We start from the raw sequence: 20962 nt of genomic DNA, 5'->3' as shown, positions 1-20962 counted from the left end.
CCCTTTCTGACCGTCCCCGTATGACACCGACGGCCCGCAAGACAGCTCCCTGCCCTTCTTGTGCCGAATTCAGAACTCTTCGGGTTGTACGGGTACGGATAGCATCCGGCGTATGGAGCCGAAGTTGTTGCACAGCGTCACCGACGGGGTCGCCACCGTCGTGATCCACCATCCGGCGAAGCGCAATGCCATGACGGCCGGCATGTGGGCGGCGTTGCCGCCGTTGCTCGACACACTGGCCGCCGACCCCGCCGTACGGACGCTCGTACTCACCGGTGAGGGCGGGACCTTCTGCGCCGGGGCCGACATCTCGACCCTGCGGGGCTCCGCCGACGAGGCGCAGGGTCTTGCGGTACGCGCCGAGGACGCGCTCGCCGCCTTTCCCAAGCCGACGCTCGCCGCGGTGCGCGGCCACTGCGTGGGCGGCGGTTGCCAGTTGGCGGCGGCCTGCGATCTGCGGTTCGCGGACGAGGGCGCGCTGTTCGGGATCACTCCGGCGAAGCTGGGGATCGTGTACGCCGCTTCCTCCACGCGGCGGTTGGTGTCGCTGGTGGGGCCCGCCACCGCCAAGTACCTGCTGTTCTCGGGTGAGTTGATCGACGCGGAGCGCGCGCTGCGGACCTGCCCTGGTGGATGAGGTGTTGCCGGAGGGCGAACTCGACAAGCGGGTCGCGGAGTTCACGCGCGTACTGACCGCGCGCTCGCAACTGACGCAGGCCGCGGCGAAGGAGTTCGCGGACGGCCGCATGGACCGGGACGCGTACTGGGCCGAGCAGGCGCGCGGGAGCGGCGATACCGCGGAGGGCGTCGCCGCTTTTCTGGAGCGCCGTCAGCCGGACTTCACCTGGACTACGTCAGGGTGAAACGGCTCTTCGAGCGAAACTCCTCGACGAGATGCGCGGGCGCCTTCTGCGGGGACCCCACGTCGTAGGGCGGCTGCGGGTCGTACTCCGTCAACAGCTGTACGGCCTGGGCGTGTTCGTCGCCCGCGATCCTGCCGACCAGGGTGAGCCCCATGTCGATGCCGGAGGAGACACCGGCCGCGGTGACGTACTTGCCGTCGGCCACGACCCGCTCCCCCGTCGGCTCGGCACCGAAAGGCTTGAGGAAGTCGAGGGGCCAGCCAGTGGGAGGCCGGTGGCCGTCCAGGAGCCCCGCGGCGGCGAGCAGGAGCGCGCCGGTGCAGACGGACACCAGGCGCTCCGCGCGCGGGCCGTGCTCACGCAGCCAGGCGACGAGGTCCGGGTCCGGGTTCCGGGTGCCGTTGCCGCCCGGCACGAGCAGGGTGTGCGGGGCGGGTGCGTCGGCGAGGGCGTGGTCCGGGACCAGGGTGAGGCCGCTGGTGGCGCGCACGGGGGCGCCGTCCAGGGGTGGCGGTGTGGAGGCGGTACGTACCGGGGTGGCCGGTCTCGGCGCCCGCGAAGACCTCCACGGGGCCCGTGACGTCGAGACTCTGGATGCCCTCGAAGAGGACGACGAGCACGGTTCGGGGTGCCATGTGCTCGATTCTTGGCGCGCGCTGTGACGGCCGCAATGACGAGCACCCCACCTTTCCTGCCATGCCGAGCACCAGCCGAGGGAGCCTGCCGAGGGGATCGACGCCCGGGCATTCCGCTCGTACTGAGCAGTCGGTTAGCCTGCGGCTCATGACCAGTGCTCTGCAGGAGCGCGCCGGGCGGCGCTGCCACAACGTCCTCAATCCGCTTCACTCCGCGCACTACTTCTCGCCGGACCTGGGGCGGGAACTGGCCGCTCTCGGGGTCACCGACCGCGATGCCGCGTACTTCGCGGCGCGGGCCGCGGCCATGGGGGCAGTGGGTGCGGGTGTGGTGACCGCGACGTTCTACAACTTCCGCCATGAGCTGGTGGCGAAGCATGTACCCGAGGTGTGGCGGACGGCGTCGCCGCAGGCCGTGCTCGCGGCACGCGCGCGTGCCGCCGACGCGACGCTGCGGCGGCTGCTCGGTGACGAGGTGATCGGGTCCCCGGAGATGGCCGAGGCGGCTCAGCTCGCGCTGCGGGCGACCGAGGCCTGTGTACGGACCGCGCGCCCCCTGTACGCGGCACACGCGGACCTGCCCGTGCCCGACGAGTCTCATCTCGCTCTCTGGCACGCGGCCACGCTGCTGCGCGAGCACCGCGGAGACGGGCACCTCACGGTGCTGCTCGGCGCGGAACTCGACCCCTTGGAGGCGCTGGTGAGCCACACCGCGACCGGCAAGGGCATGTCTCCGAGGTGGGTCCTCGCCACGCGTGGCTGGCGGCGCGAGGACTGGGACGCCGCGGCCGGCCGGCTCCGGGAACGCGGACTGCTCGACGCCGGGGGCGAGTTGACGGCGGCGGGCGTGGACCTGCGCCGGGAGATCGAGTCGGACACGGACCGCCTGGACCGGGCCCCCTACGAGCATCTGGGCGCGGCGGGCGTGGAGCGCCTGCGGGAGCTGGCGACGGGGTTCCTCACGACGGCGCTGACGGCGGGGGCGTTCCCCGAGGACATGATCGGCAAGAGCTGAGGGCATTTCGGGCGCGCGCGGCGGCCCGCGCATCAGAACTGTTCTCCGAGGTACCCGGACGTCCCCGGCCGCGAACGAACGGGCCGGGAGACGAAAGGAGAAGCACGTGCTCCGTGCGATCGCAGACGTGTTGCGGCAGATTGGCGCGGCGCTCGCCACAGTGGTGACGCTGCCGTTCCGGGCCCTGGCCCGGCTGTTCGGCGGCGCCTCGCACTCCACGCGACGCACCGGGCGGGCCCGCAGGGTGTGACTGCGGGCCGTCTTCGGAGCCGGACCGCCAAGGGCGCGTCCGGCTCTCTCCAGCTCCGGCGCGGCCCTGATCCCCCGTTGTCGGTGTCACCTGCCACAATTGCCGCGCAACCTCAGTGAGAAGGCGGTACGGGATCGTGACGACACCCGGATCCATCGCAGTAGGGTCCATCGAAGGCAGGATCGCCGAGGAGCTCGGCGTACGGGAGCGGCAGGTCAAGGCTGCCGTGGAGCTGCTCGACGGCGGTTCGACGGTGCCCTTCATCGCCCGCTACCGCAAGGAAGCGACCGAGATGCTCGACGATGCGCAGCTGCGCACGCTCGAGGAGCGGTTGCGCTATCTGCGCGAGCTGGAGGAGCGGCGGACCGCGATCCTCGAGTCGGTGCGCGAGCAGGGCAAGCTCACCGAGGAGCTTGAGGCGCGGATCCGCGGAGCCGAGACCAAGGCGCGCTTGGAGGACATCTATCTGCCGTTCAAGCCGAAGCGGCGGACGAAGGCGCAGATCGCGCGCGAGGCGGGGCTGGAGCCGCTGGCCGAGGGCCTGCTCAGTGACCCGTCCGTCGAACCTCTGGCCGCGGCAGCGGCGTTCGTCGACGCCGACAAGGGCGTCGCCGACCCGCAGGCGGCCCTCGACGGTGCCCGCGCGATCCTCACCGAGCGGTTCTCGGAGGACGCCGACCTGATCGGCGAGCTGCGCGAGCGCATGTGGGTGCGCGGGCGGCTGGCTGCCAAGGTGCGGGAGGGCAAGGAGGAGGCGGGCGCCAAGTTCGCCGACTACTTCGACTTCGCCGAGCCCTTCACGGACCTGCCCTCGCACCGCATCCTCGCCATGCTGCGCGGCGAGAAGGAGGAGGTCCTCGACCTCGTCCTGGAGCCTGAGGAGCCGACGGACGGGCCTTCGTCGTACGAGGGGATCGTCGCGCACCGCTTCGGGATCACCGACCGGGGCCGCCCCGCCGACAAGTGGCTGACGGACACGGTCCGTTGGGCCTGGCGCACGCGCATCCTGGTGCATCTCGGCATCGACCTGCGGCTCCGGTTGCGTACGGCGGCCGAGGACGAGGCGGTCAACGTCTTCGCGGCGAACCTGCGCGACCTGCTGCTCGCCGCCCCCGCGGGCACGCGTTCGACGCTGGGGCTCGACCCCGGGTTCCGTACGGGCGTGAAGGTGGCCGTCGTCGACGCGACCGGCAAGGTCGTCGCCACGGACGTCATCTACCCGCACGTCCCGGCCAACAAGTGGGACGAGGCCATCGCCAAGCTCGCGCGGCTCGCCAAGGACCACGCGGTCGAGCTGATCGCGATCGGAAACGGCACGGCGTCCCGCGAGACGGACAAGCTCGCCGGTGAACTCATCACCAAGCACCCGGAGTTGAAGCTCACGAAGGTGATGGTGTCCGAGGCCGGGGCCTCTGTGTACTCGGCGTCGGCCTTCGCCTCGCAGGAGCTGCCCGGCATGGACGTGTCGCTGCGCGGCGCCGTGTCCATCGCGCGGCGCCTGCAGGACCCGCTGGCCGAGCTGGTGAAGATCGACCCGAAATCGATCGGCGTCGGGCAGTACCAGCACGATCTGTCCGAGGTGAAGCTGTCCCGGTCACTGGACGCGGTGGTCGAGGACTGTGTGAACGGCGTCGGAGTGGACGTGAACACGGCGTCCACGCCACTGCTGGCGCGGGTGTCCGGGATCTCGTCCGGGCTCGCGGAGAACATCGTGGCGCACCGGGATGCCAACGGTCCGTTCAAGTCGCGGTCCGAGCTGAAGAGCGTGGCGCGGCTGGGGCCGAAGGCGTACGAGCAGTGCGCGGGCTTCCTGCGGATCCGGGGCGGTGACGACCCGCTGGACGCGTCCAGCGTGCACCCGGAGGCGTATCCCGTGGTGCGGCGGATGGTGAAGACGGCCGGCAGTGAGGTTGCCTCGCTGGTCGGCAACACGAGTGTGCTGCGTTCGCTGAAGCCGACCGACTTCGTGGACGAGACGTTCGGTCTGCCGACGGTGACGGACATCTTGAAGGAGCTGGAGAAGCCGGGGCGTGACCCTCGGCCGGCCTTCAAGACGGCGACCTTCAAGGAGGGTGTGGAGAAGATCTCCGACCTGACGTCCGGAATGATCCTTGAGGGCGTTGTGACGAACGTGGCGGCGTTCGGGGCGTTCGTGGACGTCGGTGTCCACCAGGACGGCTTGGTGCACGTCTCCGCGATGTCCAAGACGTTCGTCAAGGATCCGCGTGACGTCGTGAAGCCCGGCGACATCGTCAAGGTGAAGGTCCTCGAGGTCGACATTCCGCGCAAGCGGATCTCGCTGACGCTGCGGCTGGATGACGAGGCTGCCCCTAAGGAGGCGCGCGGTGGGGGGCGCCCGCAGCGTGGCGGGCGGGCGCCGCAGCAGCAGCGTGGGCAGCAGCAGGGTCGCGGTGGTGGCGGGTCGCGGCAGGCGCAGGCGCCGTCGCCCGGCAACAGTGCGATGGCGGATGCGTTGCGGCGGGCGGGGTTGGTTGACCCCAAGGGGGGTCGGGGACGGTGAGCGTTGTGGGTGGGTGAGGGGTTTTCTTTCCCCAAGCCCGCCCCTTCCCGGAACTGGGGGCTGCTGCGCCCCCAGGCCCCCTTCAGAGGTTGGTTTTCGACTGCCGGTCCGTTGCGGCTGGTCGCGCCCGCGCGGCGGAGCCGCATATGTCACAGCCCCGCGCCCCTGCCGGGGCGCGCCCCGCAGGCCGTTGGGCCGAGTGCAGTAGCACGAGCGGCTGCCTTGATCCGGGCGGGCGAAGCTGGACACCCAGTCCGGGTTCGCGCCGCCGTTCAGGGAGAGCCGATGCCGTGCCCCACTCCACCCTGCCGCCGTTTCCCGCTTGGGCCCCGCCTGGGCGTGGCCTCACTCATCGCTGCCTGTCTGGCCTTGCTGTCCCCTGCCGCCGGTGCTGCCACGCCGGCCGGACCGGACCCTCAAGGCTCACTCCAGGAGCAGCTGGAGGAGCTGGTCCGCACGCCGGGCGGCCCGCCCGGCGTCATCGCCGTCCTCCGCGATGGCAGGAGCAGCCGGGTCGTCCGGGCCGGCGTCGCGTACCTGGCGACCGGCCGCCGACCCGACCCTGACGACCACATGCGCCTCGCCAGTGCGGCCAAGGCGTTCAGCGGCGCGGTGGCGCTGTCACTCGTCGACCGCCACGAACTAGGTCTGGACGACACCTTGCGCGAGCGGCTGCCCCGCCTGCCCGAGGCATGGGGCGCCGTGACGCTGCGCCAGCTGCTGAACCACACCAGCGGCCTGCCCGACTACTCGCAGGCCCCGGCGTTCGTGCAGACCGTTCAGGCCGACCCCCGTCACCGTTTCGACTCCCGACGGCTGCTCGACTACGTCGCCGACCAGCCTCTGCGCTTCCCGCCCGGCTCCCAGTACCAGTACTCCAACTCCGACAACATCGCCGTCGCCCTGATGGCTGAAGCGGCGACCGGTACGCCGTACGAGCGTCTGCTGCACGAGCTGGTGTATCGGCCGCTGGGCCTGCGCGACACGAGCCTGCCGCAGGGCTACCGGATGCCGAGGCCCTATCTGCACGGCTACGACGTGAGCCCGCCCGAGCCGCCGGAGGACGTCAGCGAGGTCCTTGGCATGTCCGGTGTGTGGGCTTCGGGCGGCATCGTCTCCACGCCCGCCGACGCGACCCGCTTCATCCGCGGCTATGCAGGCGGCCGGCTGTACGGCAACGACGTCGTTTCGGAGCAGAGGCGTTGGATCCCCGGGGCGGCGTCCGAGCCCGCCGGGCCGGGGCGTAACGACGCGGGACTCGCCATTTTCCGGTACACGACCCGGTGCGGGGTGGTGCTGGGGCATACCGGCAACACTCTCGGTTACACGCAGCTGATCGCGGCCACGCCGGACGGGCGCCGGTCGCTGACCTTCTCCGCCACCACTCAGATCAACGAGGCCCTGAAGCCCGATCTGCTGCGGAAACTGCGCACCGTCCAGGAGAACTTCGTCTGTGCGGTGCTGCGACACAGGGGCTGACGCCCTAGCGTTCCGTCACCTTGCCGCCGGCGACCTCCAGGCGGCGGGTGACGTGGACCGCGTCCAGCATGCGGCGGTCGTGGGTGACCAGGAGCAGCGTGCCCTCGTATGAGTCGAGCGCTGATTCCAGTTGTTCGATGGCCGGCAGGTCCAGGTGGTTGGTGGGTTCGTCCAGGACCAGGAGGTTGACGCCTCGGCCCTGGAGGAGGGCCAGGGCGGCGCGGGTGCGTTCGCCGGGTGACAGGGTGGCTGCCGGTCGCAGGACGTGGTGCGAGGTGAGGCCGAACTTGGCCAGGAGGGTGCGTACTTCGGCCGGTTCCGTTTCCGGGACCGCCGTGCAGAACGCGTCCAGGACGGCCTCGGAGCCGTAGAACAGTTGGCGGGCCTGGTCGACCTCGCCGACCAGGACGCCGGAGCCCAGGGAGGCGTGGCCCGCGTCCACCGGTACGCGCCCCAGCAGGGCGGCCAGCAGCGTGGACTTGCCCGCGCCGTTGGCGCCGGTGACGGCCACCCGGTCCGCCCAGTCGATCTGCAACGACACCGGTCCGAGCACGAAGCCGCCTCGTCGTACCTCCGCGTCGCGCAGAGTGGCGACCACGGCACCGGAGCGCGGGGCCGCCGCGATCTCCATGCGCAGCTCCCACTCCTTGCGCGGCTCCTCGACGACGTCGAGCCGTTCGATCATGCGCTGGGTCTGCCGGGCCTTCGCGGCCTGCTTCTCACTGGCCTCGCTACGGAACTTGCGGCCGATCTTGTCGTTGTCGTTGCTCGCCTTGCGCCGGGCGTTCTTGACGCCCTTGTCCATCCAGGAGCGCTGCATCTGGGCCCGGTCTGCGAGCGCTGCGCGCTTGTCGGCGTACTCCTCGTAGTCCTCGCGAGCGTGCCTGCGGGCGACGTCCCGTTCCTCCAGATACGCCTCGTATCCGCCGCCGTACAGCCTGATCTGCTGCTGTGCGAGGTCGAGTTCGAGGACCTTGGTGACGGTGCGGGTGAGGAACTCGCGGTCGTGGCTGACGACGACCGTGCCTGCGCGCAGTCCGCTCACGAAGCGTTCCAGGCGTTCGAGGCCGTCCAGGTCGAGGTCGTTGGTGGGCTCGTCGAGGAGGAAGACGTCGTAGCGGGAGAGGAGGAGGGAGGCGAGGCCGGCGCGGGCCGCCTGGCCGCCGGAGAGCGAGGTCATGGGCTGGTTCAGGTCGACGCCGAGGCCGAGCGAGTCCGCGACCTGGTCGGCTCGCTCGTCCAGGTCGGCGCCGCCGAGGTCGAGCCAGCGCTCCAGGCTCGTCGCGTACGCGTCGTCCGCGCCCGGTGCCCCGTCGACGAGCGCCTGGGTCGCCTCGTCCATCACGCGCTGGGCCTCTGCCACACCGGTGCGGCGGGCCAGGAACTCCCGTACGGTCTCGCCCGGCCGGCGTTCCGGCTCCTGCGGCAGATGCCCGACGGTGGCGGTCGGCGGGGAGAGCCGCAGCTCGCCCTGCTCGGGCAACAACTGCCCGGCGAGCATGCGCAGCAGCGTGGACTTGCCCGCGCCATTGGCCCCGACGAGACCGATCACATCGCCGGGCGCGACAACGAGGTCGAGCCCGGAGAAGAGCGAGCGGTCACCGTGACCTGCGGCGAGGTTCTTTGCGACGAGGGTGGCAGTCATCAGGGGCTGATCCTAATCGCCCGTCCAGCGGGCCGGCGCCGGGTTTTCCGCGCCCTCGCTTCCCCGGAACAGCAGCCATCGCCTCCCAGAACCGCGCGCTTCGCGCCGCGCAGCTGCCGCCGGCCGACACGGCAGAAGACCTGGGCAACTTATTCCCTGACACGAAGCAGGCATCGAGATCGGCTTCGGCCAGAGCCTCGACAGACTCGCGGCGACCCTCGCCACGGACTCGCACGACACCGGCACCGAGCACGACACCGACACAGACACAAGGAGCACGAAATGATCGAGCAGACCGGCGGCCGCAGGGTCGTCACCAACATGGCCCTCTCCCCCTGCGGGGCGCAGTCCCTCGCCGAGGACGCCGAGCGCTCCGCCCCCGCCCCCGACCCCGCCGGATGCAGTCACTCAACCCCCATCGCCTCCACCAGCACACCCCCCGAAGTCCGCGCCACGATGAAGGACTCCCCCTTCGTCGCCTTCGCGTCCAGCGCGAGCCGGTGCTCACCCGCTTCCAGCACTCCGTCGAAGACTTCGTAGGCGTGCGTGCGGTACAGGCGGTCCAGGCGGTAAGCGGTCAGTTGGACCCGGCACGGGGACGTGACCTCGACGCCCGCCTCGCCGTCCGCGGCGACCAGGCGGGTGAGGCGGCGCTGCTCCCGTGGGCTGCGGTCCAGGGCGTTTTCGATCTGGGCGACGAGGAGCGGGACGATCGGGGCGAGCCCGTCGACGTACGCGACCTCGACGCCGGCGCTCTCGAAGGACTGGCGTACGGCGGCACGTTCCTGCTCGGTGACGGCGCGGCCGAAGGCGACAGCGCCGTACGTGCGCAGCTCGTCGGCGGGGATATCGGCGGCGTCCTGGGTGGTCTCGGCGCCGATGCCGATGATGCGCAGGGCGGTGGCGAGTTTGGCGAGGACGGCGGCTCGGGTGCCGATGAGCAGGACCCGGCGGCGCTCTCCACCGGCGGCGGTGAGCCCGGGGTTCGTCAGCAGGGAGCCCAGCGCGGCGCGGTACTCGGCGCCACGGAAGCGGAACGGCCCTATTCCGTGGTACCCGTTGAGCTCCAGGTCCGCCCGCTCGTCGGTCTGCCAGGCGAAGTCGCGCCATACATAGTCGTCGCCGCGTCTCTCGATCACGGCGGTGACGGCACCGCAGGCGAGGTCCTCGCACTCGGGGCAGCCGTAGATGACGTACCGGCCGCCCGCCAAGGGGGCGTCGGCTTCCAGGAGGAGACTGTGCACCTGCGCGCTGAAGATCGCGGGCGGTATGTCGGAGGCGAGCGGGGAGACGGCGTCGAGGTCGGAGAGCTGGAACAGCAGCGGCCGTCCGTCGACGATGAAGTCCACGAACTCCCGGTGCACTTGGTAGTCACCGTTGGTGAGGACTCCACCGGCGCGGATGGCCGGTGCCAGGCCGAAATTCGCGTACTCGGCAGACATGCTGTGAGTATCCCCAGACTGGGGGTGATGTGAGCACGGCATGACGGATTCCGTTAACGTCCGGCTGTGAACAGTGAGCGGAACGATGACGTGATCGTGGTCGGCGGCGGTGTCATAGGACTCACGACGGCCGTCGTCCTCGCGGAGAGCGGCAGGCGGGTACGGATCTGGACGCGGGAGCCCGTCGAGCGGACCACCTCTGCCGTTGCCGGCGCGATCTGGTGGCCGTACCGCATCGAGCCGGAGGTGCTCGTCGGTGAGTGGGCGCTGCAATCACTGTCCGTGTACGAGGAGTTGGCGGCGCGGCCCGAGGAGACGGGCGTACGCATGGTCGAGGGCGTACACGGTGAGACGGTGCTGGACGGGCTCGGGTCGTGGGCTGCTCGGGTGCCGGGACTGCGGGCGGCGACGGCGGCGGAGTACACCGGGGTGGGGTTGTGGGCGCGGCTGCCGCTGATCGACATGCCGGTGCATCTGGCCTGGCTGCGCGAGCGGTTCGTCAGGGCCGGCGGGACGGTCGAGGAGCGGAACGTCGCGGATCTCGCGGAGGTCCCGGCGCCGGTTGTCGTCAACTGCACGGGCCTTGGCTCGCGGGAGCTCGTACCGGATCCGGGGATGTGGCCCGTGCGGGGGCAGTTGGTGATCGTGGAGAACCCCGGGGTGACCACGTGGCTGACCTCGGGGGATTCCGGCAACAAGGCGACGTACTTCTTTCCGCAGCCGGGCGGGCTGATCCTCGGCGGGACCGCTCAGGAAGGCGACTGGTCCCTGACGCCCGATCCGGCCGTGGCCGAAGCGATCGTGCGGCGGTGTGCGGCGCTGCGGCCGGAGATCGCCGGAGCTCGGATCATCGATCAACGGGTGGGCCTCAGGCCGGCCCGCGACGCGGTGCGGCTGGAGCGTGAACTCCTGCCCGGCGGCCGGGTGTTGGTGCACAACTACGGGCACGGCGGGGCGGGCGTCACCGTCGCGTGGGGCTGCGCGCGGGAGGCGGCAGGGCTCGCCTCCCGCTGACGCACAGATGCCTGCTAAGCAGATGGTGCGGTACCGCGCCCCTAAAAAAGGAGGCCGCAGGCCTCTTTTTTAGGGGCGCGGGGAACTGCGCGACCAGCCACGACGAACCCGCAGCTTCGAACCGCACTTCAAGCGGAGCTAACGGTGCTCGTGCCCGAGCGGGTCCCCTTCCGTGTCGGTGCCGGGTCCGGGACCGACACGGATCCCGAAGTCGCCGTCGTACTGCTTGTGCCCCTCGATCACGGCGAGTTCGACGGCCTCGGAGCCCATCGCACTGCGCACGATGACCGGGTCCCTGCGCAGATCACGCATGAGGGCGACGCACATACCGGTCATGATGAGGACAAAGGGGGCGGCCGCGAGGATCGTGAGGTTCTGCAAGCCGGTGAGCGCATCGCCCTTGCCGCTGCCGATGAGCAGCATGATCGCGGCCACGGCCCCGGTCACCACGCCCCAGAACACCACGACGAGACGGCCGGGTTCGAGCGCGCCCTTCTGGGAGAGCGTGCCCATCACGATGGACGCGGCGTCGGCTCCCGAGACGAAGAAGATGCCCACCAGGATCATCACGAGCAGGCTGGTGACCGTCGCGATGGGGAACTCCTGCAGGACGCCGAAGAGCTGGCCCTCGGGGGTCGCCTCCTTGGCGAGCCGGTCGCCCTCCTGCAGCTTCATCGCCGAACCGCCGAAGACCGCGAACCAGACGAGACTGACCGTGCTGGGCACGAGGATGACGCCGCCGACGAACTGCCGGATGGTGCGGCCACGGCTGATGCGGGCGATGAACATGCCGACGAACGGCGTCCAGGAGATCCACCACGCCCAGTAGAAGACGGTCCAGCTGCTCAGCCAGTCCGCGACTCCCTCGCCGCCACTGGCCTCGGTACGGCCGGCGAGCTGCGGCAGGTCGCCCAGGAAGGAGAAGACCGAGGTGGGCAGCAGATCGAGCACGATGACAGTCGGGCCGACGATGAACACGAACAGGGCGAGCAGCAGCGCCAGCACCATGTTGATGTTGGAAAGCCACTGGATGCCCCGCTCGATGCCGGAGACGGCCGAGGCGACGAAGGCCAGCGTCAGCACGGCGATGATGGCGACGAGAAGCCCGGTGCTCACGTCGTCCATCCAGTCCAACTCGGTGAAGCCGGAGCCGATCTGGAGCGCGCCGAGGCCCAGCGAGGCCGCGGAGCCGAAGACGGTGGCGACGATCGCGAGGATGTCGATCACGCGACCGGCGGTGCCGTTCGCGTGCTTTTCACCGATAAGCGGGGTGAACACCGCGCTTATCGTCTGACGCCGGCGTTTGCGGAAGGTGCTGTAGGCGATGGCGAGGCCGACCACCGCGTAGATCGCCCAGGGATGCAGCGTCCAGTGGAAGAGGGTGGTGGCCATCGCCGTCTGCATGCGCTCGGCGGAGTCGGCTGGGCTGGTGCCCGGCGGGGGCGTGGTGTAGTGCGAGAGCGGCTCGCTCACGCCGTAGAACATCAGGCCGATGCCCATACCGGCGCTGAACATCATCGCGACCCATGACACGGTGCGGAACTCGGGCTCCTCGCCCTCCGTACCGAGGTGGATCCTCCCGTAGCGGCTGGCCGCAAGCCAGAGCGCGAAGACCACGAAGCCGGAGGCGGCGAGCATGAAGGCCCAACCGCCGTTGTGCATGAGTCCGCCGAGCATGTCGCCGGCAACGCTCTCCAGCGAGTCGGTCGCGACGGCACCCCAAATCACGAAGGCCACGGTGAGCGCGGCCGTGACGCCGAACACGACGCGATCGGTGCTGTGGTCGGGGCCGCCCGGGACGTCCGCTGGACCTCCCAGGCCTCCCCTCTTCTTCAGGTCTTCAGTCATCGGCGGCACCTTCCCCAGGAGGCAGAACGGAAACACTTGTTCCTGATTGCGCCCCTAGGAACTACCACAGGTACCGCCGATCTCAACCCTTTCAGCGGTTGCCTCCCGGCACCCGCTGCGGGGTCCGGGGCTCGGCGACCCCGTCGAGAGTGGCGCCCGGCCTGACGTGCGCGGATCCCGAGGTAGCGCCCGAGAAGGCCTTGGCGCCTCCGACGAACGGGACACGGGCCCACGTACGGGACAGGTCGAGCTTCAGCGTCGGTGTGGTGGACGGCGGGTCGATGAGGTCCTTGTCGGTGCCCGCCACGATCAGTGCGAGACGGTGCCCGGCCGGGACGACGTGATCGCTCGCGTGCAGGTCGAGGCTGATGGTGTACGGCTTGCCCGGCGTGAGCGGGACGCCCTTCAGGTCCGAGGCATGATTGCCGAGGTCGGCCCAGCCCCGGCTGAACACCGTGTAGTCGACGTCCGCGGTCTTGGCCCGCGTCTCCTTGAAGCAGGAGCTGTCACCCGTGGTGCTCGGGCCCCAGCAGGAGCGGTCGGTGAGCGTGGTGATGCCCTCGGCGGCGTCCGCGTAGTCACGGATGGTGTCCGGGCCGAGGTCGACAAGTACCGCGGAGAGATGGGCGGTTGTGGTGCTCGGTGTGGCGGTGACGGTCACCTTGGAGGAGCCGGACAGCCGGAGGTCGCGGGTGAGCGGCTTGGTGATGAAGCCGGCCTTGCCGGCAGTCGACTGGTCGATCTGCGCGGCCCAGTCGGTCTCGTCCTGGCTCGAGTCGTCGGTGAAGGTCTCGGTGCCGGATCCGGTACGCAGTCCAAGGGTGCCCACGCCCGCCTGCTCGCCCTTGCCGGGACGCAGGCTCACGGTGTCCGTGCCGCGCGGCGGCCAGACGCTCGACGTCTCCCACTTGTCGGGGGCCCGCTCGATGTCGGCCATCGGCTCGTCGTCGATGCCGTTGTCGTAGCCGAGGAGTTCGTGGTCGAACCAGCGGTGCAGGGTGTCCACCCATTCGGCTCGGCGGAAGTCGAAGGGGTCGACATGGCCGGTCTGCGACAGCCAGATCTTGCGCTCGACACCGTTCTTCGCGAGGGCGTCCCACCACTGGCCGAAGTGCTTGGGGCGGACGTTGAGGTCCTGCATGCCGTGGATGACGAACACGCTCGCGTCGACCTTGTGGGCGTCCTTCACGTAGTCACGCTCGGTCCACAGCTTCGTCCAGTCGCCGGTGCGCGGGGCCCCTTCGACGAGTTTCTGCTGCACGGCGGCGCACTTGGCGCGGGCGTCGGGGCTCTCGACGTAGTTGGACAGCCAGTCGGGTCCGGAGTCGTACAGCGGGGCGCCCTTGGCGAAGTAGTAGTCGTACCAGGAGGAGATGGCCGCGATCGGGACGATCGTCTCCAGGCCCTCGACTCCGGTCGCGGCGACGCCGTTCGCGACGGTGCCGTCGTAACTCTTGCCGATCATGCCGGTCTTGCCGTTGGTCCAGTCCGCCTTGGCCTTCGCACTGCCCGTCCGGGAGGTGTAGCCCTTGGCGCGGCCGTTCAGCCAGTCGACAACGGCCTTCGCGGACTGGACGTCGGAGCGTCCGCCGACGTCCACGCAGCCGTCGGAGCGGTTGGTGCCGGTGAAGTCGACGCCGACGAACGCGTAGCCGCGCGGCACGAAGTAGTTGTCGTAGAACAGCGGCATCTGGACGACGTTGCCGTTCGCGTCGTACGTCTTCTTCTGGCTCTCGTTGCCGCGCCCGCAGCAGGAGTAGTACGGGCTGGCGTCCATGATCACGGGTATCTTCCGGCCCTGCCGGGCGAGTTCGCGGGGCCGGACGATGTCGACGGCGACGCGGTCGGTCTTCCCGTCCTTGTCGCCGTCGAGTCGGGTGTCCACCCAGACGGACTCGCGTATCGCGTTCTCGTACGAGTACACGGGCTTGCTCTCCCGCGGGGCGCTCTGTGCGGCGGCCGGGGTGAGGAGCGTGGCCATCAGGGCGGCGGTGGCCGCCGTCGCGAGCGTTCTCCAGGTCCTGAAGCGCATGACGCGCGCACGTATCGGCATGGCCGGAAGGTACCCCGGTCAACTCCTGGGCGAAAGGGGGACGTTGGGGGATCCGAGGGGCCGCACGGGTCACACGGGGAGAAGGGTCTTGAAAGGCCCGTGGGATGAATTGGCTCATGTCGGCCGAATGGCGATCGTGTGACGGGGGCGGCCGTGGACACGACAGCGTCTACAGGGACTGAATAGTGTCCGAGCAGACTTCATGCCCCCCACGACTTGGAGCTGAACGTGCACCGCAGAATCATCGCCCCGGGCGCGCTCGCGGCCTCCCTGCTGCTGGCGATCCCGGCATCGGCGGCCGACTACGAGCCCGGAGCGCCGGGCATCGGCGATCCCTACTACCCGGCCTACGGCAACGGTGGATACGACGTCTCGCACTACGACCTCCGGCTCAAGTACCAGCCGGAAACAGACAAGTTGGAGGGCACTGCAACCCTCCTGGCGACCACCACACAGGATCTGTCGCGGTTCAATCTGGACTTTCTGCTCGACGTCAGCGAGGTGCGGGTGAACGGCGCGAAGGCGTCGTTCAAGACCTCCGGCGAGCACGAACTGGAGGTCACGCCGAAGACACCGCTGCCCAAGGGCACGCCCGTCACCGTGGTGGTGCGCTACAGCGGCGTGCCGTCCTCGAAGTCGGCGTACGGCTTCACCAGTTGGCACCGCACGCCGGACGGCGGCGTCGGGGCGAACGAGCCCGAGGCGGCCTGGTGGTGGTTCCCGAGCAATGACCATCCGCTGGACAAGGCCACGTACGACGTGTCGGTGGCGGTTCCGGACGGCTCGCAGGCGGTCTCCAACGGCACACTCCAGTCGACGAGTTCACGGGCCGGCTGGACGCGCTACAACTGGCGGTCCAACAAACCGCAGGCCACATATCTCGCGACGCTGGCGGTCGGGAAGTTCGACATCACGACCGGCAAGTCGGAGAGCGGCATCCCGATCGTCAACGCTTACAGCAAGGATCTCGGCGACAACTACGGGGCGGCGCGCGCGAGCATCGAGCGCACCGGGGAGGTCGCCGACTGGCTGACGGAGTACTTCGGGCCGTATCCCTTCAACGCGCTCGGCGGCTACGTCCCGAACACCGCCGAGACCGGGTACGCGCTGGAGACCCAGACCCGGCCCTTCTACAGTCCGCGCCAGTTCGCGAACGGCACGAACGTGTCCGTGGTCGTCCATGAGCTGGCCCACCAGTGGTACGGCAACCTCGTGTCCGTCGCAGGCTGGAAGGACATCTGGGTCAACGAGGGCTTCGCGCGGTACGCGCAGTGGCTGTGGTCGGAGCACGAGGGCGAGGGGACGGCGCAGGAGCTCGCGGACTACGTGTACGCGTCGGTTGCGGCCGACGACCCGTTCTGGAAGGTCAGGCCCGGGGATCCGGGGCCGGAGAACCAGTTCCATCTCGCGGTGTACGACCGGGGCGCCCTGGCCCTCCAGGCCCTGCGCAACGAGATCGGCGACGAGGACTTCTTCGCCATCCTGAAGGGCTGGCCGAAGGAGCATGCGCACGGCAACGCGACGGTCGGCGACTTCGTGAAGTACGCCGAGCGGATCTCGGACCGGCCGCTCGCCGCCCTCTTCGACACCTGGCTCTACCAGCCCTCGAAGCCGAGTGCGCCCGCCGCCCGGGAGGCCTCGATCGCGCCCCTGGCGGGGAAGACTCCGGTCCAGCCGAAGTCCTGGAAGAAGATCGCCGCGACGAATGGCGTGCACGATCACGAGCACGCTCACGAGAACGGGAACGGGAACGGGAACGAGCACGAGCACGAGCACGAGAAGGGGCACGAGGACGGGCACTGAGGCGGGGTGAGGCGGCGGGCGGGCAGCTCACTGCCCGCCCGCCGCGCTTTCCCACTGCTGGTGAGACAGCAATACTGTTGCACCGCACCGCACCCGGGCGCGGTACCGCAGTACGCGAAGGAGCAGCAGCCATGTCGACTGACATCGAGGAGCCGAAGCTCACGGTCGACGAGCTGGCCGCGCGTGCGGGTGTCACGGTGCGCACGGTGCGCTTCTACAGCACCAAAGGCCTGCTGCCGCCGCCCGTGATCGGTCCGCGTCGCGTCGGGCACTACGGGCAGGCACATCTGTCCAGGCTGGCGCTGATCGAGGAATTGCAGCGCCAGGGGATGACGCTGGCCGCGATCGAGCGCTATCTGGAGCAGCTGCCGAGCGACCTGAGCGCCCATGACCTGGCGATCCACCGTGCCGTGGTGGCCTCGTGGGCGCCCGAGTCGGCTCAGGAGATGAGCCGCGCGGAGCTGGAGCGCCGGGCGGGGCGACCGCTGGGCGAGGAGGACCTGGACCGGCTCGCCGCGATGAACGTCGTCGTACGGACTCCAGACGCGGGGACCTGTCAGGTGGATCCGGGGCTGCTGCGGCTGGGCGTACAGCTGCTCGACGTGCCGATCGCGCACGAGACGATCCTCGCCGCGCGCACGGTCCTGCTGGAGCACACGCGCGCGGCGGTCCGGGAACTGTCCCGGCTGCTGCGCGACGAGGTGTCCGGGACCGAGTCGATGGCGGCGGTGAAGTCCCTGTCGGCGCATATGCAGCCACTGGTGGTGCAGGCACTGCTGACCACGTTCCAGCGCTCCCTGAACGAGGAGCTGCGGGAGTGGCTCAAGAGCCCACGCTGAACGGGGCCGTTCCAGGTCTCCCGAACGGCCCCCGCCCGCACCGTACTCACCTCACGCGTCGCTGAACCGCTCCCCCTTCTCCGCCTTCTGGACGAGCAGCGCCGGTGGCGTGAACCGCTCCCCGTAGCGCTCGGCGAGTTCACGCGCGCGTGCCACGAATCCGGGCAGCCCACCCTCGTAGCCGTTGATGTACTGCAGGACGCCGCCCGTCCAGCCGGGGAAGCCGATCCCGAGGATGGACCCGATGTTGGCGTCGGCGACGGACGTCAGGACGCCCTCCTCCAGGAGCCTGACCGTGTCCAGGGCCTCGGAGAAGAGCATGCGCTCCTGCATGTCCTTGAACGGGATCTCGGCGCCTTCGCGTGTGAAGTGCTCCCGGAGTCCGGGCCAGAGCCCCGTGCGCTTCCCGTCGGCGTACTCGTAGAAGCCCGCGCCGCCGCTGCGGCCCGTACGGCCGAACTCGTCGATCATGCGGTCGACCACCGCCTCGGCGGGGTGCGCCGCCCAGGTGCCGCCGGACTCCTCGACGGCCCGCCTGGTCTCGGTGCGGATCTTGCGTGGCAGGGTGAGCGTCAGCTCGTCCATGAGGGAGAGGACCTTGGCCGGATAGCCCGCCTGGGCCGCGGCCTGCTCGACGGAGGCGGGCTCGATGCCCTCGCCGACCATCGCCACGCCCTCGTTGATGAAGTGCCCGATGGCCCGGGAGGTGAAGAAGCCGCGCGAGTCGTTGACGACGATCGGGGTCTTCTTGATCTGCCGTACCAGGTCGAAGGCCCGCGCGAGGGCTTCCTCACCGGTGCGCTCGCCCTTGATGATCTCGACGAGCGGCATCTTGTCGACGGGTGAGAAGAAGTGCAGCCCGATGAAGTCGGCCTGCCGCTCGACGCCTTCGGCCAGCGCGGTGATCGGCAGCGTCGAGGTGTTGGAGCACAGCAGTGCGTCCGGCTCGACGATGTGCTGGATCTCCTGGAACACCTTGTGCTTGAGCGCCGGGTCCTCGAAGACGGCCTCGATCACGGCGTCGCAGCCGGCGAGGTCCTGCGGGTCGGCGGTGGGCGTGATGCGGGCGAGCAGCGCGTCGGCCTTCTCCTGCGTCGTACGTCCTCGGGAGACGGCTTTGGCGCAGAGCTTCTCGGAGTAGCCCTTGCCCTTGGCCGCCGCCTCGGCCGACACGTCCTTGAGGACGACGTCGATGCCCGCGCGTGCGCACGAGTAGGCGATACCCGCGCCCATCATCCCGGCGCCCAGGACCGCGACCTTGCGGACCTGGCGCGGCTCGATGCCCTTGGGGCGGTTGGCTCCGGAGTTGACGGCCTGGAGGTCGAAGAAGAAGGCCTGGATCATGTTCTTGGAGGTCTGGCCCGCGGCCAGCTCCACGAAGTAGCGCGACTCGATGACCTGCGCGGTCTCGAAGTCCACCTGAGAGCCCTCGACCGCCGCCGCGAGGATGTTGCGCGGGGCCGGGTAGGGCGCGCCGCCCGTCTGCTTGCGCAGGGTCGCCGGGAAGGCGGGCAGGTTCGCCGCGAACTTGGGGCTGGACGGTGTGCCGCCCGGAATGCGGTAGCCGGGCTTGTCCCAGGGCTGCGAGGACTCGGGGTTGGCCTCGATGAAGGCGCGGGCCTTGGCGAGCAACTCCTCCTGCGTGGTGGCCACTTCATGGACGAGGCCGTTCTCCAGCGCGCGCCGCGGGCTGTACTGGGTGCCCTGGAGGAGCACCTTCAGCAGGGCGTCGGCGATGCCCAGGAGGCGTACGGTCCGCACGACGCCGCCGCCTCCGGGCAGCAGGCCGAGGGTGACCTCGGGGCAGCCGGTCTTGGAGCCGGGAGCGTCGAGCGCGACGCGGTGGTGGCAGGCGAGGGCGATCTCGTAACCGCCGCCCAGGGCCGCGCCGTTCATCGCGGCTACGACTGGCTTGCCCAGCGTCTCGATACGGCGGAGGTCGCGCTTGATGGCCATGCCCCGCTCGAAGGCGTACTGGGCGTTCTCAGGGGTGACCGCGATCAGTTCGCGCAGGTCGCCGCCCGCGAAGAAGGTCTTCTTGGCGGAGGTGAAGATGATGCCGCGGATGGAGTCCTTCTCGGCCTCCAGCCGGTCGGTGATCGTGGTGAGCGAGTCCCGGAACGCCTGGTTCATGGTGTTCGCGGACTGGTTCGGGTCGTCTAGGACGAGGGTGACGACGCCGGTCCTGTCCTGTTCCCAGCGGATGGTGCTCTCGGTCATGGCTGCTGCTCCGTAAAGGGGACGCCGCAAGGGCGGTGGGGGCCGTAGGAGGGGGACGGGACGGACGGGATGTTCACAGACGCTCGACGATCGTGGCGATGCCCATCCCGCCGCCGACACACAGCGTGGCGAGGCCGAACCGCTTGTCCTGGCGCTCCAGTTCGTCGACGAGGGTGCCGAGGATCATCGCTCCGGTGGCGCCCAGGGGGTGACCGAGTGCGATGGCTCCGCCGTTGACGTTGACCTTGTCCAGGGACAGGCCCATGTCCTTGACGAAGCGGAGGACGACGGCGGCGAAGGCTTCGTTGATCTCGACCAGGTCGATGTCGTCGATGGTCAGCCCGGCCTTGGCGAGCGCCTTGCGGGTGGCGGGCGCGGGCCCCGTGAGCATGATCGTGGGCTCGGAGCCGGAGACGGCGGCGGCGACGATCCGCGCGCGCGGCGTCAGTCCGTACCGCTCCCCGACCTCGCGCGAACCGATCGCCACCAGCGAGGCGCCGTCCACGATGCCGGAGGAGTTGCCCGCGTGGTGCACGTGGTCGATCTTCTCCACCCAGTGGTACTTCTGCAGCGCCACGGCGTCGAAGCCGCCCAGATCGCCGATGTCCGCGAACGACGGCTTGAGGCCCGCCAGCGAGTCGGCGGTGGTGCCGGGGCGCAGGTGCTCGTCGTGGTCCAGGACCGCGAGTCCGCTGCGGTCCTTCACCGGCACGACGGACCGCTCGAAGCGGCCGTCCTTCCAGGCCGCCGCGGCACGTTCCTGGGACAGAGCCGCGTACTCGTCTACATCCCGGCGGGTGAAGCCCTCGATGGTGGCGATGAGGTCGGCGCCGATGCCCTGGGGGACGAAGTTGGTGGCGATGTTGGTCATCGGGTCGGCGAACCAGGCGCCGCCGTCGGAGGCCATCGGCACCCGCGACATCGACTCGACACCGCCCGCGAGCACGAGGTCCTCCCAGCCCGAACGGACCTTCATCGCGGCGAGGTTGACGGCTTCGAGGCCGGAGGCACAGAAGCGGTTCTCCTGGACGCCGGCCACCGTGTCCGGCAGTCCGGACGCGATGGCGGCGATCCGCGCGATGTCCGAGCCCTGGTCGCCGACCGGGCCGACGACTCCGAGCACGATGTCGTCGATCGCGGCCGGGTCCAGATCCGGGAAACGGCCCCGGAGCTCGTGGATGAGCCCGACGACGAGGTCGATGGGCTTGGTGCCGTGCAGGGCGCCGTTCGCCTTGCCGCGTCCGCGCGGGGTGCGGATCGCGTCGTACACGTACGCTTCGGTGCTCACTGGTCAGCCTTTCGGGGAGGGTTGCTCAGGCGCGGAGGGTTGCTCAG

Annotated in this window: 14 protein-coding genes and 2 pseudogenes; 9 read left to right on the top strand and 7 right to left on the bottom strand. The window is 69.9% G+C overall.

The window, feature by feature from the left end; genetic code table 11:
- The first annotated feature begins 112 nt into the window (after positions 1-112).
- Positions 113-863 (top strand): annotated as a pseudogene (locus ABD357_RS38580) (enoyl-CoA hydratase/isomerase family protein).
- Between the two features lie 100 nt (positions 864-963).
- Here ABD357_RS38580 and ABD357_RS38575 read toward each other — a convergent pair.
- A pseudogene (locus ABD357_RS38575) lies at positions 964-1432 on the bottom strand (DJ-1/PfpI family protein); the annotation flags it as partial.
- Here ABD357_RS38575 and ABD357_RS38570 point away from each other — a divergent pair.
- The 5 genes from ABD357_RS38570 (at position 1379) to ABD357_RS38550 (ending at position 6763) form a co-directional block, all read left to right on the top strand.
- Positions 1379-1525, top strand: coding sequence for a hypothetical protein (locus tag ABD357_RS38570; protein WP_344396014.1), 147 nt, complete (start codon positions 1379-1381; stop codon positions 1523-1525). The pseudogene ABD357_RS38575 and the gene ABD357_RS38570 overlap by 54 nt on opposite strands.
- Before the next feature lie 121 nt (positions 1526-1646).
- On the top strand, positions 1647-2513 hold the full coding sequence (locus ABD357_RS38565; RefSeq protein WP_344396013.1) for an SCO6745 family protein: 867 nt from the start codon (positions 1647-1649) through the stop codon (positions 2511-2513).
- 106 nt (positions 2514-2619) lie between these two features.
- On the top strand, positions 2620-2763 hold the full coding sequence (locus ABD357_RS38560) for an LPFR motif small protein (RefSeq protein WP_344396012.1): 144 nt from the start codon (positions 2620-2622) through the stop codon (positions 2761-2763).
- 136 nt (positions 2764-2899) lie between these two features.
- The gene (locus tag ABD357_RS38555; protein ID WP_344396011.1) at positions 2900-5284 is read left to right on the top strand and encodes a Tex family protein; all 2385 of its coding nucleotides are present in this window, start codon (positions 2900-2902) and stop codon (positions 5282-5284) included.
- A 285-nt stretch (positions 5285-5569) separates the two neighbouring features.
- The gene (locus ABD357_RS38550) at positions 5570-6763 is read left to right on the top strand and encodes a serine hydrolase domain-containing protein (RefSeq protein ID WP_344396010.1); all 1194 of its coding nucleotides are present in this window, start codon (positions 5570-5572) and stop codon (positions 6761-6763) included.
- Positions 6764-6767: 4 nt separating this feature from the next.
- On the opposite strand, the gene ABD357_RS38545 is transcribed toward ABD357_RS38550, so the two are convergent.
- Positions 6768-8408, bottom strand: coding sequence for an ABC-F family ATP-binding cassette domain-containing protein (locus tag ABD357_RS38545; RefSeq protein WP_344396009.1), 1641 nt, complete (start codon positions 8406-8408; stop codon positions 6768-6770).
- Between the two features lie 404 nt (positions 8409-8812).
- Positions 8813-9850 (bottom strand): oxidoreductase, encoded by a 1038-nt coding sequence (locus ABD357_RS38540; protein ID WP_344396008.1) that lies wholly within the window; start codon positions 9848-9850, stop codon positions 8813-8815.
- Positions 9851-9916: 66 nt separating this feature from the next.
- Between ABD357_RS38540 and ABD357_RS38535 the strand changes: the two genes are divergently transcribed.
- Positions 9917-10864 (top strand): FAD-dependent oxidoreductase, encoded by a 948-nt coding sequence (locus tag ABD357_RS38535; protein ID WP_344396007.1) that lies wholly within the window; start codon positions 9917-9919, stop codon positions 10862-10864.
- 138 nt (positions 10865-11002) lie between these two features.
- Here the strand turns inward: ABD357_RS38535 and ABD357_RS38530 are convergent, their stop codons facing one another.
- Positions 11003-12712: a BCCT family transporter gene (locus ABD357_RS38530; RefSeq protein WP_344396006.1), complete on the bottom strand. Its 1710-nt coding sequence runs from the start codon at positions 12710-12712 to the stop codon at positions 11003-11005.
- Between the two features lie 91 nt (positions 12713-12803).
- Positions 12804-14765 carry a Xaa-Pro dipeptidyl-peptidase gene (locus ABD357_RS38525; RefSeq protein WP_344396004.1) on the bottom strand — a complete coding sequence of 654 codons (1962 nt, stop codon included), beginning with the start codon at positions 14763-14765 and terminating at the stop codon, positions 12804-12806.
- A 228-nt stretch (positions 14766-14993) separates the two neighbouring features.
- Here ABD357_RS38525 and ABD357_RS38520 point away from each other — a divergent pair, with 228 nt between their 5' ends.
- Together ABD357_RS38520 and ABD357_RS38515 are read left to right on the top strand one after the other, a co-directional pair.
- The gene (locus tag ABD357_RS38520; RefSeq protein ID WP_344396002.1) at positions 14994-16568 is read left to right on the top strand and encodes a M1 family metallopeptidase; all 1575 of its coding nucleotides are present in this window, start codon (positions 14994-14996) and stop codon (positions 16566-16568) included.
- Positions 16569-16699: 131 nt separating this feature from the next.
- Positions 16700-17407, top strand: coding sequence for a MerR family transcriptional regulator (locus ABD357_RS38515; protein ID WP_344396001.1), 708 nt, complete (start codon positions 16700-16702; stop codon positions 17405-17407).
- Between the two features lie 51 nt (positions 17408-17458).
- Here ABD357_RS38515 and ABD357_RS38510 read toward each other — a convergent pair whose 3' ends face one another.
- A complete protein-coding gene (locus ABD357_RS38510; RefSeq protein WP_344395999.1) occupies positions 17459-19627 on the bottom strand; it encodes a 3-hydroxyacyl-CoA dehydrogenase NAD-binding domain-containing protein in 2169 nt (722 codons plus the stop codon).
- A gap of 73 nt (positions 19628-19700) precedes the next feature.
- Positions 19701-20915 (bottom strand): acetyl-CoA C-acetyltransferase, encoded by a 1215-nt coding sequence (locus ABD357_RS38505; protein ID WP_344395998.1) that lies wholly within the window; start codon positions 20913-20915, stop codon positions 19701-19703.
- Between the last annotated feature and the right edge of the window lie 47 nt (positions 20916-20962).

This window comes from Streptomyces vastus (assembly GCF_039532825.1).
In the GTDB taxonomy this organism is placed as follows: Bacteria; Actinomycetota; Actinomycetes; order Streptomycetales; family Streptomycetaceae; genus Streptomyces; species Streptomyces vastus.
The sequence above is the reverse complement of the archived record's forward strand: the minus strand, read 5'-3'. Positions and strand labels throughout refer to the sequence as shown.

What these genes read in the sequence shown, in the direction of transcription:
- ABD357_RS38565 (WP_344396013.1), top strand. Translation starts at nt 1,647, where the DNA reads ATGACCAGTGCTCTGCAGGAGCGCGCCGGGCGGCGCTGCCACAACGTC.
- ABD357_RS38550 (WP_344396010.1), top strand. Translation starts at nt 5,570, where the DNA reads ATGCCGTGCCCCACTCCACCCTGCCGCCGTTTCCCGCTTGGGCCCCGC.
- ABD357_RS38545 (WP_344396009.1), bottom strand. Translation starts at nt 8,408, where the DNA reads ATGACTGCCACCCTCGTCGCAAAGAACCTCGCCGCAGGTCACGGTGAC.
- ABD357_RS38540 (WP_344396008.1), bottom strand. Translation starts at nt 9,850, where the DNA reads ATGTCTGCCGAGTACGCGAATTTCGGCCTGGCACCGGCCATCCGCGCC.
- ABD357_RS38530 (WP_344396006.1), bottom strand. Translation starts at nt 12,712, where the DNA reads ATGACTGAAGACCTGAAGAAGAGGGGAGGCCTGGGAGGTCCAGCGGAC.
- ABD357_RS38525 (WP_344396004.1), bottom strand. Translation starts at nt 14,765, where the DNA reads ATGCCGATACGTGCGCGCGTCATGCGCTTCAGGACCTGGAGAACGCTC.
- ABD357_RS38515 (WP_344396001.1), top strand. Translation starts at nt 16,700, where the DNA reads ATGTCGACTGACATCGAGGAGCCGAAGCTCACGGTCGACGAGCTGGCC.
- ABD357_RS38510 (WP_344395999.1), bottom strand. Translation starts at nt 19,627, where the DNA reads ATGACCGAGAGCACCATCCGCTGGGAACAGGACAGGACCGGCGTCGTC.